Origin of the sequence: Flavobacterium sp., from assembly GCF_027484945.1 — a bacterium.
In the GTDB taxonomy this organism is placed as follows: Bacteria; Bacteroidota; Bacteroidia; order Flavobacteriales; family Flavobacteriaceae; genus Flavobacterium.
Genome location: NZ_JAIXRZ010000052.1, coordinates 1 through 14960, shown reverse-complemented (window position 1 = coordinate 14960; position 14960 = coordinate 1). Strand labels below are relative to the sequence as shown.

At 30.2% G+C, this 14960-nt stretch carries 16 protein-coding genes; 3 read left to right on the top strand and 13 right to left on the bottom strand.

Going from position 1 to position 14960, the window contains the following annotated elements:
* From Q0039_RS07080 to Q0039_RS07035, 10 genes are all read right to left on the bottom strand, one after another.
* A partial coding sequence (locus Q0039_RS07080; RefSeq protein WP_297511124.1) for an NACHT domain-containing protein occupies nucleotides 1–2480 on the bottom strand: 2480 nt, incomplete at its 3' end.
* Nucleotides 2481–2605: 125 nt separating this feature from the next.
* Nucleotides 2606–2935: a hypothetical protein gene (locus tag Q0039_RS07075; RefSeq protein WP_297511122.1), complete on the bottom strand. Its 330-nt coding sequence runs from the start codon at nucleotides 2933–2935 to the stop codon at nucleotides 2606–2608.
* The gene (locus Q0039_RS07070) at nucleotides 2936–4240 is read right to left on the bottom strand and encodes a hypothetical protein (protein WP_297511120.1); all 1305 of its coding nucleotides are present in this window, start codon (nucleotides 4238–4240) and stop codon (nucleotides 2936–2938) included.
* Between the two features lie 3 nt (nucleotides 4241–4243).
* Nucleotides 4244–5035 carry a hypothetical protein gene (locus tag Q0039_RS07065; protein WP_297511118.1) on the bottom strand — a complete coding sequence of 264 codons (792 nt, stop codon included), beginning with the start codon at nucleotides 5033–5035 and terminating at the stop codon, nucleotides 4244–4246.
* Nucleotides 5036–5175: 140 nt separating this feature from the next.
* The gene (locus tag Q0039_RS07060; RefSeq protein ID WP_297511116.1) at nucleotides 5176–5763 is read right to left on the bottom strand and encodes a hypothetical protein; all 588 of its coding nucleotides are present in this window, start codon (nucleotides 5761–5763) and stop codon (nucleotides 5176–5178) included.
* An 18-nt stretch (nucleotides 5764–5781) separates the two neighbouring features.
* On the bottom strand, nucleotides 5782–6252 hold the full coding sequence (locus Q0039_RS07055; RefSeq protein ID WP_297511114.1) for a hypothetical protein: 471 nt from the start codon (nucleotides 6250–6252) through the stop codon (nucleotides 5782–5784).
* A gap of 20 nt (nucleotides 6253–6272) precedes the next feature.
* Complete coding sequence (locus Q0039_RS07050) at nucleotides 6273–6488, bottom strand: hypothetical protein (protein WP_366520891.1); 216 nt, start codon at nucleotides 6486–6488, stop codon at nucleotides 6273–6275.
* A 32-nt stretch (nucleotides 6489–6520) separates the two neighbouring features.
* On the bottom strand, nucleotides 6521–6724 hold the full coding sequence (locus Q0039_RS07045) for a hypothetical protein (RefSeq protein WP_297511112.1): 204 nt from the start codon (nucleotides 6722–6724) through the stop codon (nucleotides 6521–6523).
* On the bottom strand, nucleotides 6705–7187 hold the full coding sequence (locus tag Q0039_RS07040; RefSeq protein WP_297511110.1) for an HAD family hydrolase: 483 nt from the start codon (nucleotides 7185–7187) through the stop codon (nucleotides 6705–6707). Before Q0039_RS07040 ends, Q0039_RS07045 begins: the two co-directional genes overlap by 20 nt.
* Nucleotides 7188–7193: 6 nt before the next feature.
* Complete coding sequence (locus Q0039_RS07035) at nucleotides 7194–8087, bottom strand: hypothetical protein (protein ID WP_297511108.1); 894 nt, start codon at nucleotides 8085–8087, stop codon at nucleotides 7194–7196.
* Between the two features lie 46 nt (nucleotides 8088–8133).
* Between Q0039_RS07035 and Q0039_RS07030 the strand changes: the two genes are divergently transcribed.
* Nucleotides 8134–8514, top strand: a complete 381-nt coding sequence (locus Q0039_RS07030; RefSeq protein WP_297511106.1) for a hypothetical protein — start codon at nucleotides 8134–8136, stop codon at nucleotides 8512–8514.
* Between the two features lie 130 nt (nucleotides 8515–8644).
* Here Q0039_RS07030 and Q0039_RS07025 read toward each other — a convergent pair whose 3' ends face one another.
* Genes Q0039_RS07025 through Q0039_RS07015 form a run of 3 tightly spaced genes read right to left on the bottom strand, consistent with a single transcriptional unit; the run spans nucleotide 8645 to nucleotide 11488 of the window.
* Nucleotides 8645–9208 (bottom strand): hypothetical protein, encoded by a 564-nt coding sequence (locus Q0039_RS07025; protein WP_297511104.1) that lies wholly within the window; start codon nucleotides 9206–9208, stop codon nucleotides 8645–8647.
* Between the two features lie 16 nt (nucleotides 9209–9224).
* Nucleotides 9225–10811: a hypothetical protein gene (locus Q0039_RS07020; protein ID WP_297511103.1), complete on the bottom strand. Its 1587-nt coding sequence runs from the start codon at nucleotides 10809–10811 to the stop codon at nucleotides 9225–9227.
* Between the two features lie 29 nt (nucleotides 10812–10840).
* On the bottom strand, nucleotides 10841–11488 hold the full coding sequence (locus Q0039_RS07015; RefSeq protein WP_297511102.1) for a hypothetical protein: 648 nt from the start codon (nucleotides 11486–11488) through the stop codon (nucleotides 10841–10843).
* A 235-nt stretch (nucleotides 11489–11723) separates the two neighbouring features.
* Here Q0039_RS07015 and Q0039_RS07010 point away from each other — a divergent pair, with 235 nt between their 5' ends.
* Nucleotides 11724–13427 carry a hypothetical protein gene (locus Q0039_RS07010; protein ID WP_297511101.1) on the top strand — a complete coding sequence of 568 codons (1704 nt, stop codon included), beginning with the start codon at nucleotides 11724–11726 and terminating at the stop codon, nucleotides 13425–13427.
* A gap of 162 nt (nucleotides 13428–13589) precedes the next feature.
* Nucleotides 13590–14825: a TerD family protein gene (locus Q0039_RS07005; protein WP_297511100.1), complete on the top strand. Its 1236-nt coding sequence runs from the start codon at nucleotides 13590–13592 to the stop codon at nucleotides 14823–14825.
* Nucleotides 14826–14960 lie beyond the last annotated feature (135 nt).

Genomic DNA, 14960 nt, shown 5'->3' with positions numbered 1-14960 from the left:
TTTCCCTGTTTGGCCAATTGGGTTGCAATGGATGCCAAGCCTCTACTTTTATCGAAATCATAACTTATGACTTGGGCAGATGCCAACAATACCTCAAACTGTATACCGGTGTACGGAGCTTTCTGACTAACCCAATCCGATTTCCAACTATCTGTTCGCTTATAAATAATTAAATAATCTAGCCCCATTTGAGCCCATTCACAAGCAATTAGGAACATTAAATAACTCGGGAAAAAATTATCCCAATTCACCAAACTGTGGTCTATTGGTATTTGTTCCTCAAACTGAGCCAATAGTTTTTTAATAGCCAATTTTCGCCAAGGTTGAGTTTTACTCGCTAAAAGGGTAAGCTCCATAAAACAGAGCATGTATAAAATAAACTGCCGTTGTTTATCCTCTTTGCTTTCACCGCCAAAGGCGGTAATGCGCTGCAAAGCCAAGTCTATTTCGTTGTTGGCTACCATGGCCAAAATAGATACGGTATCGTTTTGCTCTTCATATTTTAAATCGACAAGTGCTAAAGCCGCTTCAAGTGCTTCATCAGTACTTGCTGATTTTATAGTATGGTGAATGATCTCTTGATACAATTGTTTGGTAGCGATAAATCCACGCAGAACTTTTTTTTGAGTGTCGGTATACGCTTTGTTTTTACTCAAATTTATTAAAGTAAGAATACTTTGTTCTGTGCTACTTTGGGTCAAATGACTTGTGTAGTGCTGTAGCGCATAACGTTGTTCAAACGTATGTTGTAATGTATTCCAAGTACTGCAAAACTCCAATAGCTTTGTTTCGGCTCGTTTAAGTTCGGTTGGATAAAATTGAACCAAAAACTCCCGAAAACTCTCATGAAACAATTGGTAATCGAGTACTTCTTCAGTCAACGGATTCTCATACAATACTTCTTTTAGCGTACTTTCAATTCGTATACTTTGCGCTGTGCCAAATCCATTAATGAGTTGCAAGTGCATGGGGGTTAGATAATCAAACGCAGCCGCAAAGACAAATAAACTAGATAATAATGCATCACCATCTTGGCTTTCGTTGGCATATCGAGCGAGAATAGCCTTGTAATAGTCGTTAATTTCTGTGGGTAATGCTTTTGGGTCATTATACGGAATGCTCCCGTTTTCGATAGCATTGCAAAGTAATTTCAAATACAATGGATTGCCTTCCGAGCGTTTTTCCACAGTATCTATCCACGCAGAATCTTTCTCAATTTCGTATTTATTACCCACTTCATACAATAGCGCACGAATGTCGTTTTTACTTAATCCCGTCAACAAAAGTGGTTGGTGGTGTTCAACAGGCAACTCAGTCCAAAAAGCTTCAATATCTCTATGACCTCCGGGTCTAGAACCATAAATAACGATGATATCTTTAAAGTTCTCACGAGGTAAATACCTCAAAATATCATTTTCAACCCCTTCATCTAATCCGTCAATAAAAAAGACCAATTTTTCTTTGGGATTGGCATCGCCATAGGCGCGCCACTTGGCAAATAATTGTAATTGTAAATCCCAATTGGTTTTACCTTCTGCTTGAATGGTTTTGCCTTCACTAAAATAATTGTCAGTTGCTTTTAAGAGATAATTCAGTAAATAAGTTGAATTGGCTTGGGCAGTTCCACGTCGAATAAAATATTCAACCAATTTAATAGGCAATTTGGGCGTTTGATTGAATAAATCTTTAAAAAGCTGTGCAATTAAAGCCGATTTTCCAATTCCCGGATTTCCTTGAATTGAAAAATAACCTTTGTCCTTTTTTTCAATGAAATCCTTGATTCTAAGCCGTTCTTGGGTTCGACCTTTGAAGGTCTCGGTAAGTTCCTCAATACGCTGATGAAATTCGCTGCTTCCTGAATTTTTCCATTCTTTCAGCGGTAAATAGGTATTAAATTCCTGAAAGAAATCTTTCTCTTTGTAATGCTTACTCAATGGATAATTGAGCAATCCAACTTTGTCGTTTTTCAAATCATTAAAAAACACATATGGTTGGGCGTTGGGCTCGGGCTTGTATAACAAAATTGGATATAAACTTATTAAATTTGCAGCAGAAGAATTTGAAATAAACACCTTACCTTCTAATTCTAAAAGTGTAGAATTTGCCAACCATTTTGAAGCCAATAGAGATTCCAAAAAAGGTTCAAATCGTTTAATATCCTCCGAACACAATTCATCTGAGGGAGTTGCGCCATGTGCATATTCGTTTCTGAAGGATATGACATTGGTTTTTTGGTTTTCTAAATCTTTGTCTAATTTTTCAAATTCCTTGGCAAAATCTTCTTGAAAAAAAACATGATTTTCGGCTGCTAGTTCTTTATACAATACTCGGCTAAACAATTGCCAAGTTCCCAACGATGGAGTGCGTAATCCTGAAGCTAAAAGTCCTTTTGCCGCATTGCTGTATTTATTTTGCTTGAAGTATTCACCTAAAATCACCACGGTATGCGTTTTTATTATTGACTCAAATAAGTCAATCATGCGGTGAACTTTTCTAAAAGGTTGGCTTTCTTGTTTGTAAATAGCGTAAAGCTCAGCTAAATGTGGATGATTATTCAAAATGAAAAATTTAATTTTTTATTACTACTTAATTCTAATTCTAAAGATTACCGAATAGACAAAAGCTTCTGTTCCAAAAACTGAACTTTACCCGTATCGGTCAATTTAAATGTATAGCGGTAGGTTCCTACAAAAGTGGCGTGAATGGCATAAAACGTATCGACCTCAATTGTTTCGTTGACTAGAAAAATATCTTTACGGGCTTGGGGTACATAGTCTGGATTTGGAAAAGTTTCCAGCACATCATAACGTGTGTATAATGGTTTCCCTTCATATACCCTCCATGCAAAAAAGCCTTTTGTTTTTATGTATTTTGGACTTGATTTAGAAGTTTTGATTGCTCTTTCTAACAAGTCTAAATGTTGAGCCTGTTCCATTTACTTTCGGTTTTTAAACCATTTTATAATTGTTTTTCCAAATATATAAAACCCAATACCCGTTACAACCACCAAAGTTAATGTGATTGCAATAGTCCAGTAAAGGGCTACATTCCAACCTAACCATTGTTGACCTATAACTAAGTAATCAAAAACTGGTTGCGCCGATGAAACCGACGACAAAACCGTTACAATTCCTAATATTTTATTCGTACGATCTTGTTGATCTTCTTGGATGCGTTGCCCTACAGCACTAATTTTTTCATTGAGTAGGTCGAGTTCTTTTTCGATATCGAGTGCAACACGAATTTTATTATAAATTTCGGTAGGCAAGAAATTATACGAGACATAATTAAAATAATAGCGGGCTAGAAAATCCTGAAAATCCTCACGGCGGTCTTCATCTAGATCGGCAATTTCAAAATTGAATTTAAATAGACTGTATTTCAAAAACAAACTGTAACAATAAATCCCATAATAAATGGAATTGTAGGTTACTTTTTGCCAGTCGGTATTTAAAATAGATTTACCAACAACGGTATAGGTATCCAACAGTGCTAAACCTTGCCAATTATTGAACACTGCAATTGAATTGTTTTTAATTAACTTTTTGATGTAATTGTCGTCCATACCATCAAAAGCATTCCCAACGGCAGATCCCAAGCGTGCTAATGTCCCAATATCCAGTAGTAATGCTTTAATTTGATCCTTATCGGCCAATTGTGGTACGTCTAAAATCATATAAAGTTTATATTTTGACCCCGAATATTCATCAACTTTAATAGTGTTGCCGCGTGTACTTAATCCTAATAAAACTTCTTGCTCTATATATTCATACCATTTTGAATAGGGGCCAAATTCAATAAGCGTGTCAAAATTTCGTGCTAAAAAAGCGGCATCAGAAAAACGAGCTAAATCAACGCAATCTTTATCTAAACGCAACGATAAGGTAAACAATCCAAAGCCATTATCAAATAAATCAAGACGACTTTCAATAATATTTATGTTGATACTTTTTGCTTTATCTGTTTTTGAATTAAATACATATTGAAAAAGATTGACTGGAGCATTTTCAGCACCTTTTCTAATCAAAATTGGATGCCTATCTTCATGATTGCTAAAAAACTCTTTTCTAAGATTTGGATAGAAAAAGTCCTTGCAAAAGTTAACGTTGGATTCTGAGAACTTTAACTCCTCATAGTTATTTTGAATCGCTGTTGCTTTAAACGACTTATTGTAATTAAATACCCCAGAAATTTTAAGGATATAATTTTCGATTGCATAGTTTATATAGTCTGCCTTCATATTTTACCATTTTAGTTGGATTCCAAAATTAAGCGAATAGAAAAAATAATCTATTGGAACCAATCGGAACCCATCATACGTGTGGTCCCAATGAATTACAAAGTTTAATGTTCTACTCATTTTCAAAAACAAATTAATATCCATAAACCATCGCGCATTTTGGAAATTAGCATTCATAGGAAATTGAACATAAGAAATCGCAGACAAATCCAATTGGTCATTTAATTTATACGCCATTTTCCAATAGTGATTTAAACGAAATAAGGTGCGATTTCGAGTGGGTTTTGCTTCCAAATCGGAACTATTTATAACACCATTCCAGTTCCAACGCTCTTTTTCTATAAAAATTCCTAGTCCTGAATACAAATCAATTCGTTTTTTCTCGAAAAATCGTTTTCTAAGATTGGAGCCCAAAACTTGACGAAACTCCATTCCTAATGGTCCATTCCATTGGTATTGCAGGTAGGATTCATTACTCCATTCGTGTTTATCATTATCGCGGTAACGCAATTGTGCAAATCCATCGTTTTGTAGAATCGTAGAACCATATACCGAAAAATCATAGGTAAGCACCCCTACAAGAAAGTAATCGTTTTTGAAAAATCGGGATAATTCTGCGTTTATACTGCCGTCTAAAAAATTTTTTCTGATTTTATCTGAACTAAAATTTACCGTAGTAAAGACCAACCACTTTGACTGTAGGGAATCCCTAGATACAATTCGATCCAAGTTTAATACTTGTCCCCGAGCAATAAACAGCATACAAAGCGAAAGGCCTAGTAGAATATTTTTCATTTTTAAATATAAAAAAACTAAAGATATAAATTCTTTAAAATTAGATGAATTTCCGCATTCACAAATACATCCTTAATAAAAAAACGATTGCATTATCGGTTCGAAAAATACAATCGTTATTGTGTTTTAAAATTCTACTCCTAATTTACCGTTGTCTTCAAATGTTCCATCATAAAATCTTTACGATCAACGATCTTGTAATTACTATCACGGGACATTTTTTCGCCATATTTTAATTTACCATCCAAATAAAGGGTAATAATTACGCGTTTCTCTCGCACCTGAAATTTTGTATTATGCGCGCCAACACAGTATCTACCATCCTTCGTTAAGCGTCCAATTTCGATTTCAGCAAGTTGGTTGTAATAAAAAAAATAGCATTTTTTATTTCTTCGTTCCACTCGTAATATTTTATCAGAGTATTCAATTTCATTAAAGACTTTTTTTAATTCTGCATTGTATTTATTCACAATCAAGGCTTTATTGATTTTATAATCTCCTTCATCCTCAGAGCCTAGATATATTTTCTCATCCGATAAAACGAATAGCTCAATATGATTGCCCTCGCCCCTGCGGTAAAAATCAATATCAAAATCAACTTGAAAAAAATCTTTTTCCATCGTTAAATTGCCTTTCTCCGTTTTATATAAAACTTCAACTTTATTGCCACCAGGGATGGAAAACGAACAAAATAAAATTACCAAAAAAATTAGATTTAGATTTTTCATAACACGTTATTTTTAGGATTAATACATTGTAAATTTTGCTGTTATTGTATTGGCTTCGTGTTCCAATTGACTTTTAGAATATCCGATTGTTAGACATTCATTTAGATAACGCCGAATAAAATGATTAACGCTACCTAACCGTTCATATTGTAACGTATGAACGAGTTCATGAATCAAAATTTCGTTTTTATTTAGTGCATTTTCATGGATATAGATTCCATAACGAAAACAAACTCCAGCCGTATGAGGCGTTAGCAAACCTATTTGAGCACTTAAAACCCTTAATACTTCATTTTGCGGGACAGGGAGATTGGGGGATTCCAAAACTTTGATGATATCATAATTTTGAATCCCAATCGTTTTTGCAAGGGCACACTCCTCCACTGTTAAATCGCGGCCGTGTCCAATGATATAATTTTCTTGACTTTCGATCCAATCAACAATTTGCGGTAGTAATTTTTGAATGCCTTTTTCATCGACTTTAATCATGGCATAACTCATTTAAATGCTCATATACCATAACCATAGCAAGGTTCACCCTCAATAAAAACGCCATCCGGATAATGCATTCGAGCTAAAGCCTCTGCTTGAAAACCTTCTTTGGCTAAAGCAGCCAAAAACGAATCTTCATTTTTTGTATTGGCATATTCTTTTTTACCTGTAAAATAGAGTTTATTGGGGCACTCTAATCCTAATTTGAAACGTGATTTTGATAGCACTTTCATATTCGTTTAATTGGTTATAGGTTAAAATAAACTTACTCAATTTTCCATTTTACATCCCCCAATTCAACTTTGCCATACATGGCTACTTCAAGTTCACTTCCAAAAGGAGAAACCGATAATGTAATTGTGTAACCATCCATGCATTCTTCTTGGATTGAGGTTTTAAAACATTTTTCCAAATAAGCACGCATTTGTTCCTGTTGCTCCTCAGAAATTTCAATACAAATTTTTTTCATGGTTCTTATATTTATGAATTATGCTAATAATTGGTTCAAGTCCGAAATCATTGGCTTGCCCTCTAAACTCATCGGGGACTAGAATTTCTATCGTTTCACTATTGGTAATCCACACATTAGGGCTATCATCAATGATCACAATACGATCATAATTTACAATCCATTCGGACTTGATTTGTTTGCGCAATTTGCCGTTTACCGTGATGCAATTTTTTCGACTTAACAGTTCAATAAAATCAATTTTAAGTAACGAGCATATTCGCTTTGCATACCTTCGCAAAGCTGTGGTATACACAATAACATCGCCCTGGGATTGACAAAGACGAACCAGTTCTTCAGCCAAATCCCTTTTGTATACTTTCAAATATTTATGGTACTGAAACAAAAAAGTAGCGGGTTCGGTTGGTGCATACGACCCATAAATAAGGGTATGGTCTAAATCGAGTAGGAATAGATATTTCATACGTTTTTAATTTGAAAGGGAATCCAAAAACCCGAGTTCACGGTCATTTAAACTCTCAATACCCGCAGCATTGATTTTGTCCAAAAGCGCATTTACGGTTGCTTTACGATCCAGAAAACGGGTATCAACCGGACGAATTGCATGCAGCGCAAGAAGGAAATGTTTATTCCATCCCATAAACTCTAATCCCTCCGGATTTTGAAAAACAATTACAATGGGCAACTTGTTTTTAAAATATATTTTATGCAACACAAAATCTTGGGTTTGGGGTTCGTTTTGGCAACTCAAAAAAGTAATAGATAGATTGAACTTAGCGCAAAACACTTCAAATTTTAATTTAAAACCGTTGGATACTTCAACATGAGCATCCATAAAATTGGTAACGTATTTATGAGATTGAATCAATCCTGAAAAATGATTATTAAACTTGCGGTATAACGAATTGTTAAACCTCAATTCATTATTAGAAAATAATTCGCGTTCAATTTCAGTAAAAATCGATTTGTCTATTTTGTTTACACTGGAGTCAGGTAGTATCTCAACTCCACCAAGCACAAATTCGGTTAGATCCGAAGAGTATCGGCTGGAGCCTATGATAAAATCATTTTCGACATATACCAAATGAGGCTGGAATCGATCTTTAATGTTCGTATGAAGGGTTTGATGCAAATGCTTTAAATACATTTGCAAACCATTAGCAGCATTAGAAATTAAACAATAGTTTTGAATATCTTCCCAAGAAGCATTCAATAAATCGATACAAACAATGTTGGAAACAGCTGGAGCATACTTAGAAACCATAGGATGTTTTTTTAAGATTTCGACAAAAATAGAACACGGGGTAGTCAATAAATGACAACGTACATTTTGTAACGTTTGATGATCAAAATTAATATACATATAGACAAATTATGTCTATATGTATTATTTTTGAAAAAAAAATACCATGGCATTCTCAGAAGGAATAAATCGCTTGCAACGTATAATTGAATTTCTTTCGGTTGATTACCGGAGCAAAAAAGAAATTATGGCCTATTTAAGAACCTTCAATATTATAATCTCGTATAAAACGTTGGAACGTGATTTAAAGCAAATTAAAGAAGAACTCGGATTTGATTTGGAGTATAAAAGAAATGTGGGCTACAAATGTGAAAATGAAAGCATAGTTGAAGCCATTTCGTTTAACATTGAAACTATAGATTATAAAGTGGGTTTTGAAAATGATATATTCAAAATTATTAATGTGTTTGAATACCAAAATACTACTTATTGTAATTGTTGGGATAAAAGGAGTAAGCGTATTTTCTTAATCTCCCGAGTTGAATAAAAAACGGGTTAACTTTAATTAAAAAGTCAAACCCCGTTATTTTTAACTTACACACTTTTTAGGATAGTGTCAATTAAAAAGTCAAACCCAATTATTTTTTAACTTATACACTTTGAGAGAGTGTCTAAAACTAATAATTTTTAAGAGGTATATCTTTGTTTATTCTTTTATCAGCTTTATATAGGATTCGGTCTATATCATAGAAGGGAATTTTTAATTTATTGGAAATTTCTTTTAGGTCTGACAAATATTTGAGATAAATATCTATCTGCTCATTTATATTTTTTTCACTTGGGTAAGTTTTTAATTCCAATGTCTTATCTTCATAAATTATTCTATAAACACGTTGGTCAATAATTTGGTAAATATTTTTATTTCTAAATCGTAAAATTGTGGAAGCCATAGGGAGTTGAATTCCTTTTATCATAAGTAATTTTTTAAGAACTTCCTTTGTTTTCAATTCATCAAGTTGATTTGAATCAATATCTATACTATTTAGTAATTTTAGAATATCTTCATCAACTTTTGCAAAACGATTAACTTTCCATAAAACAATCTCATTAATAATATCTTGATTAAATAGGTCATTTGTATTATCAAGTTTTTTTGTCAATTCAATTTGATAATTAAATACCTTATCAGAATCTTCCAATTTAAACGCAGCTTCAAAAACCGTTTTATGTTTTTTTGTCATGATTATTTGAAAAATGTTATGATTTTGTATTTTTATTTACCTTATACATTTGATAGGTTTGAATGATTTGGATAAAGTTGCCAATATCCATAGTTGACTCCACTTTATCGATAGACTTTTTAATTCCTTCTAAACTAATATTTAATGTTTGAATTGCTTCTGAAATCATTGAAAACCCCTCGATTAATGTATTATTTAATTGCTGTAAACTACTATTTATTTCTTCTAACTGCTCTATTGTTGTTCTTTCATATTTTGATAGAAAAACACCATAATTATCAATTTTAAGCATGATTTCATTTGAATCAATAAAATTATCTTCTAAATAATAGTTAAGTAATTTATCCCTTAAATCTAGTATGACAATAACATGTGTCATTGTATATTTGTAATAATCTATGATTTTTTTCAAGTATTCATTAAAACTTGATGAACAAACGCTATTACCTAGTGACTCTTCTAATTTGGTCAATGAAAAAGAATTATGATTATTTATTGTTAAATAATCATAATAGTAGATATTAACTTTTTTTGATACTAACGAATTGAAATTATTTAAAATATTTTCGATATAATTATTTATTTTTTGAAGATTTTGAATTTGTAGGTCAGTCAAAGTATAATCTTTCAATACTGATTTAAATTTGGTATAGTTAATTTCTGTTTTTAGGTTGTTAATTACTTCATCAAAAGTTATATTTTTAGTGTTTTGTAGTGAAAATAAATGTAAAAAACTAAAACTATTAATATTACTTTTTCCTAAAAAATCTAATTCATAACATTTGTCAGTCCATTTAATTCCATTATTTTTCATAATATTATTATGATTGCATTCAGCAGTGGTAAAATCTAAATTATATAGAACATTTATTGTTGAGCAATTAAGAATATTAAGTGTATAAATCTCGGGAGTTTTAATACTATTATATAAAACCCTAGAACATATAAATCTATTATTGATTATATCAAAAATGTTTTTATCAAAAAAATAAATTCCTTTTTTTGTAAACAAAAATCTTCTATAACTGTCTGTATAACTACTATCTTTTAATTCATCAAAATTTATTAAAGAAAAGTCTAAAGCAAAATAACCTAAAAAACCTTCTGTATTAATTATTGAATTAAAAAAATCAGAAACTTGACCTTCTCTGTATTTTTTTCCAGAAAAAAAAGAGGAAGCATTCATTAAAAATTTCAATTCATCTAATTCAATTTTTTTGGGATGGTTTTTAATTATTTCTAAAAATTCATTTTTAACCCAATTATTGAAATTATCAAGGTAAAATTGCTCAATTTCAACTATTTTATTTTCAAAGTTTGAAATATTTTCAATAATTTTTTTTAAATCATCTTTATCAATGTATGAATCACATTTTTGAGTTTTTAAAATATTTTTTTCTAATAAATCATTTTTACTTTTTTCTATATTAGATGATTCAGGGTTTGAGTTTGTAGAGCTTAATGAACCCTCTAAATACATTTCAACTTCATCTTCATCAAGCCCTAATTTTACAGCTTTGCGTAAAATTATTTCTCTTTCTTTTTCTGTTACTTGCCCATCAACAAGAGACATTTGAACTAATTTTTCAATTTCTGGTTGCATAATTATTTATTTAATCAAACTTATTAAAATCAATTCTCAAAAACAACCTTCAATTCCTTATTTACAACTTCTTTGTTTTCACCAAATGAAATTTGAATATAAATCGTAGCAGACATCCCAATAAAATCAGTAAAAAAAACCATGCTCTGTTGGGGAGAGTAAGTGTATCTTGAATAGGTTGAAAAATAGGTCTGATAGGCTGGGTGGTTTACATTTACATTAGGATTATGTTGAATTTCATAACCCACCAAATTTTCAATTGTAGTTTGTTGAACCAATTGAGGAAAAGTATACGTTTGTGTACCTACTGGAATTGGAGTATTCATTTGGTTACTAGACCACAAACCTAAATAAGAATAAACAGGGTACGTCCAAATAACATTACCAAGTGTATAAAATAAGTTAGAATCAAATGCAGTAGTTACCAATGGAACCCCATTAATAACATAATGTGGATCTAAATTTGAAAGATTCCCTTTCACTGTAAAATAATTTAATCCTGCATGCTTAATGTGCCAAACACCATCAGCATCTTTATAAGTGCCAGGATGTCCAAGAGTATCTATATAAAATTCACCGAAGCATGTTCCATCAATACAAACATTTTGCTTAGTATCATCTGAACTACAACTCGATAGAAACATTAAAACTAAAAATTGTGAAATTCGTTTTTTCATATTGTATTTAATTTTAAATTTTAGTAATAGTTTACTTTTGATTTTTCAAAACAAATTTAACATTTAAATAGACAAATTATGTCTACTTATTTTAAACCATGGGTGTTTTTGTAAAGTATAAGTCGCTACTGAAATACTAAACAATTACATTATCAAAAAGCAACAAAGTGAAAATGTAATTTTGATTAACCAAAATATTTTTATATATTATAAAAAATTCAAAAACTTATTTTATATGAATAGTATTAAAAATTATGTAAAAAATAATTCTAAAACACTTTTTAGATATAAAAATGTTATAACAAATGCTGAATTTGACAACAGAGGTTTTTTCTTTACGGATGCAGCTGAATTAGAATACAATTTGATTAAAGATTTACCACATCTTTATGTTGCTTGGACCGATTGTGAAAATGGATATTTATACGTTGGAATATCTAATCAACTAGGAGGACGATGGAAAAGACAACATGCTTATCATTTAGGAACATTTGCCCATCATTTATTAGGCACATTAAATTCTTATGACCAAAATCATCAAGAATGGATTAACAACTGGATGGATATTAATACCATTAATTTAGGTGATAATTTACACCATATTCAATTATTTCAAGAAGTTAAAATTTGTTTTATACCATTTAAACTTTATTCAGATATTAATCACCTATCATTAGATAAAACACAAATTAAAAAAATAAATGAAAAAACAGAGAAGAAATTAATAGAATCTTATCTATTAGATGGTTTAAAATTATTAAACAAAAAACACAATGGAAAAGCAAAAAATGCAAAAATTAAAAAACCAATTAATTCTTCTAATAAAATGATAACAAGTTTAAAACTACCTGATTATAAAAATTGCGTTGAATTTAAGGTAACTAGAAATCAAAATATTGCAACAGTTGCCAATGGTGTTCCAAATTTACCAGTTGGCCGATGTACAATAGAATTGTTTTATAATAATAGAGCGGATGTTAGATTTTATATTAACGGAAGCATTAGAAATATCAGAACTGTAAATAGAACCGTAGGACAATACTTCAGTGCACCTGACACGAATAATAGAAATATTTCAAAATGGCAAATCGTTCAAAATGAAATGAACAATCCAAATAATATAATTGAAGAAATAACAATAAGAGTTTGTTCACCTAAAAATATTACTGATGATAAAAATAATGTTTCAAGAATTAGACCTTCAAAAACAAACCATATTGATACGGAATTAGTAAATCTTGAATTGAGTAAAAATTTCAAAGTAGTAATGGTTTGTGCAGGAGCTAAGCATAATTCATACTTCAAAGCGTACCCAAATAAAAAATTTGTAAACAAACCTGAGTTGAGCAATGAACATCATCCAGATAACAAAATGAATGATAAAAAAACATCATGGAGAGATTATTTAATCAAAAATCAATCAGATATTAATCTTAAAAAAGCGTTCGAATTATATAATCCCACAAAAACAAAATACCCAAATGTGTATTTAGATTTATTCAATAAATACAAAACTAATTTTTATATTCTATCTGCTGGTTGGGGATTAGTCAATTCAGAATATAGATTACCAAATTATGATATTACATTTTCTAAAGGCAAAAAAGTTCCTTTGAACACAATAAGAAATAAAAATATTACAGTTGCTCCCATTTATCATGATTTTAATCAATTTATAGATGAAAGTAAAAATCTATTAATTAATCCTGAAGAAGATATATTATTTATTGGAGGTAAAGATTATTTGAAACTTTTTTATGCACTAACTCAGGATTTACCTAACAGAAAAATTATCTATTACAAAGGATTATTTCCAACATGCCTACCTTTAAATTCACGAAATATTATATTTCGAAAATATTATCATAGCAACCCAAAAACAAATACAAATTGGCATTATGAATTAGCTAATAAAATTAGTATTGGAATAATTCCATAATCAATTCAACCGCTCACATTTATCACCAAACCTTCCCAAAAAATAATTCATTTTGCCATTTTATATTTTAAAATGCATTTTTTTTGTAATAGAATAATTCCTTAGTCAATTCATCCAATTACAATATACATTAAATCTAAATTAAAAATTTTTAATATTATTATGTCCTCTATATTATTGTTCACTAAAAAAATATTGCTGGTTATTGGAATATTACTAATTAGTCTTTTTATTATAAATGTATTAGGTATAGGTGACTATATTAGTTTAATATTTCCAATATATGAACGAGTTAATGAATTTGTAGGCAATAGTGTTGCAACTATACTTATTGGTATTTTATATTTTTATGGTGCTGATTTACTAAATTATAAATCGCGTAAAATCTCAAATAAACCAATTCAAACATTCAAACCTGTACTATGGATAAAATTTACGAACATCAGTTTAGGTGTTTTTATATTTTTCTTTTATGAGCAAAACGTTTTTGAATCAAATACATCTATTTTATTTACTTATTTAAGCTATATTTTATTTGGTGTTTTTATTATACTCCCCATAACAATTTACATTTTTCAACTTATAAAATACCGAAAAAATCGAATCCAAATAGATGATGAAAAGCTTATTTATTGTTTTAAAAATGTTGAAGGAAAAATCAACTACTCTGAAATACAAAGTATTAATTGTAAGGAAAAAACTGGATTTGGAAGTAACCAATTAATAGTGAATTGTAGCTCAAACGAGAGTCATATTTTATATCCAACAGAACTGAATATTAATCTTTTTGAATTATATGAATATATATACGAACGCTCAAATCTAAATGATAAATTAATTAAAATACTTATCGAAAAAAATAAAACTAATTTTATTCCTAAAGATTGTGAAAGCAATCAATTTATTTTAAGTGCAAAATATCCTGACTTTTGCAATTCGGAATCAATTGATATGATTGCTTTTTTACTTGACTATAACCAAAATATAGTAAGTGAAAATCATTTTGTGTTTTATAACAACCAAAATAGTCCCGATGAATCAGTAACTTTGATAAAAGACAAGTCATTAAATAACGCAAATGAATCCATTTCAATTAATTTACAAAAGCTACCTTTAAATGTAAATATAGTAAAAATATTTGCCACCTATCAAACCGAACTAAATTCAGAAAACTATATTAACTCCAACACTAATGAACCAATCATTATTGAACTAAACGATACAAATACCAAAATGAAAATTGATACCTTTATGATACCATGGGATTTTAATATTTATAAATCTGTTGGCTTAATCGTGTTATATAAAGAAAAAAAGAAATGGAAAATTATGGTTTCAGGAAAACAAATTGAGGAAGGGATTGAACAACTAGTGAATACTTACTGTGTCACTTGTTAATTAAAATTTAAAAGTTAAGAATTAGTAATTCAATTCAACCGCTCACATTTATCCCCAAACCTTCCTACGAAATAATCTATTTCAGGATTATTCCATACTGTAAGCTCTACAATTAAATGGTCTTTAGATTTTTCT

Coding starts and splice junctions, on each gene's coding strand:
- Q0039_RS07075 (WP_297511122.1), bottom strand. CDS start 2,935: ATGGAACAGGCTCAACATTTAGACTTGTTAGAAAGAGCAATCAAAACT.
- Q0039_RS07070 (WP_297511120.1), bottom strand. CDS start 4,240: ATGAAGGCAGACTATATAAACTATGCAATCGAAAATTATATCCTTAAA.
- Q0039_RS07065 (WP_297511118.1), bottom strand. CDS start 5,035: ATGAAAAATATTCTACTAGGCCTTTCGCTTTGTATGCTGTTTATTGCT.
- Q0039_RS07060 (WP_297511116.1), bottom strand. CDS start 5,763: ATGAAAAATCTAAATCTAATTTTTTTGGTAATTTTATTTTGTTCGTTT.
- Q0039_RS07055 (WP_297511114.1), bottom strand. CDS start 6,252: ATGATTAAAGTCGATGAAAAAGGCATTCAAAAATTACTACCGCAAATT.
- Q0039_RS07050 (WP_366520891.1), bottom strand. CDS start 6,488: ATGAAAGTGCTATCAAAATCACGTTTCAAATTAGGATTAGAGTGCCCC.
- Q0039_RS07045 (WP_297511112.1), bottom strand. CDS start 6,724: ATGAAAAAAATTTGTATTGAAATTTCTGAGGAGCAACAGGAACAAATG.
- Q0039_RS07040 (WP_297511110.1), bottom strand. CDS start 7,187: ATGAAATATCTATTCCTACTCGATTTAGACCATACCCTTATTTATGGG.
- Q0039_RS07035 (WP_297511108.1), bottom strand. CDS start 8,087: ATGTATATTAATTTTGATCATCAAACGTTACAAAATGTACGTTGTCAT.
- Q0039_RS07030 (WP_297511106.1), top strand. CDS start 8,134: ATGGCATTCTCAGAAGGAATAAATCGCTTGCAACGTATAATTGAATTT.
- Q0039_RS07025 (WP_297511104.1), bottom strand. CDS start 9,208: ATGACAAAAAAACATAAAACGGTTTTTGAAGCTGCGTTTAAATTGGAA.
- Q0039_RS07020 (WP_297511103.1), bottom strand. CDS start 10,811: ATGCAACCAGAAATTGAAAAATTAGTTCAAATGTCTCTTGTTGATGGG.
- Q0039_RS07015 (WP_297511102.1), bottom strand. CDS start 11,488: ATGAAAAAACGAATTTCACAATTTTTAGTTTTAATGTTTCTATCGAGT.
- Q0039_RS07010 (WP_297511101.1), top strand. CDS start 11,724: ATGAATAGTATTAAAAATTATGTAAAAAATAATTCTAAAACACTTTTT.
- Q0039_RS07005 (WP_297511100.1), top strand. CDS start 13,590: ATGTCCTCTATATTATTGTTCACTAAAAAAATATTGCTGGTTATTGGA.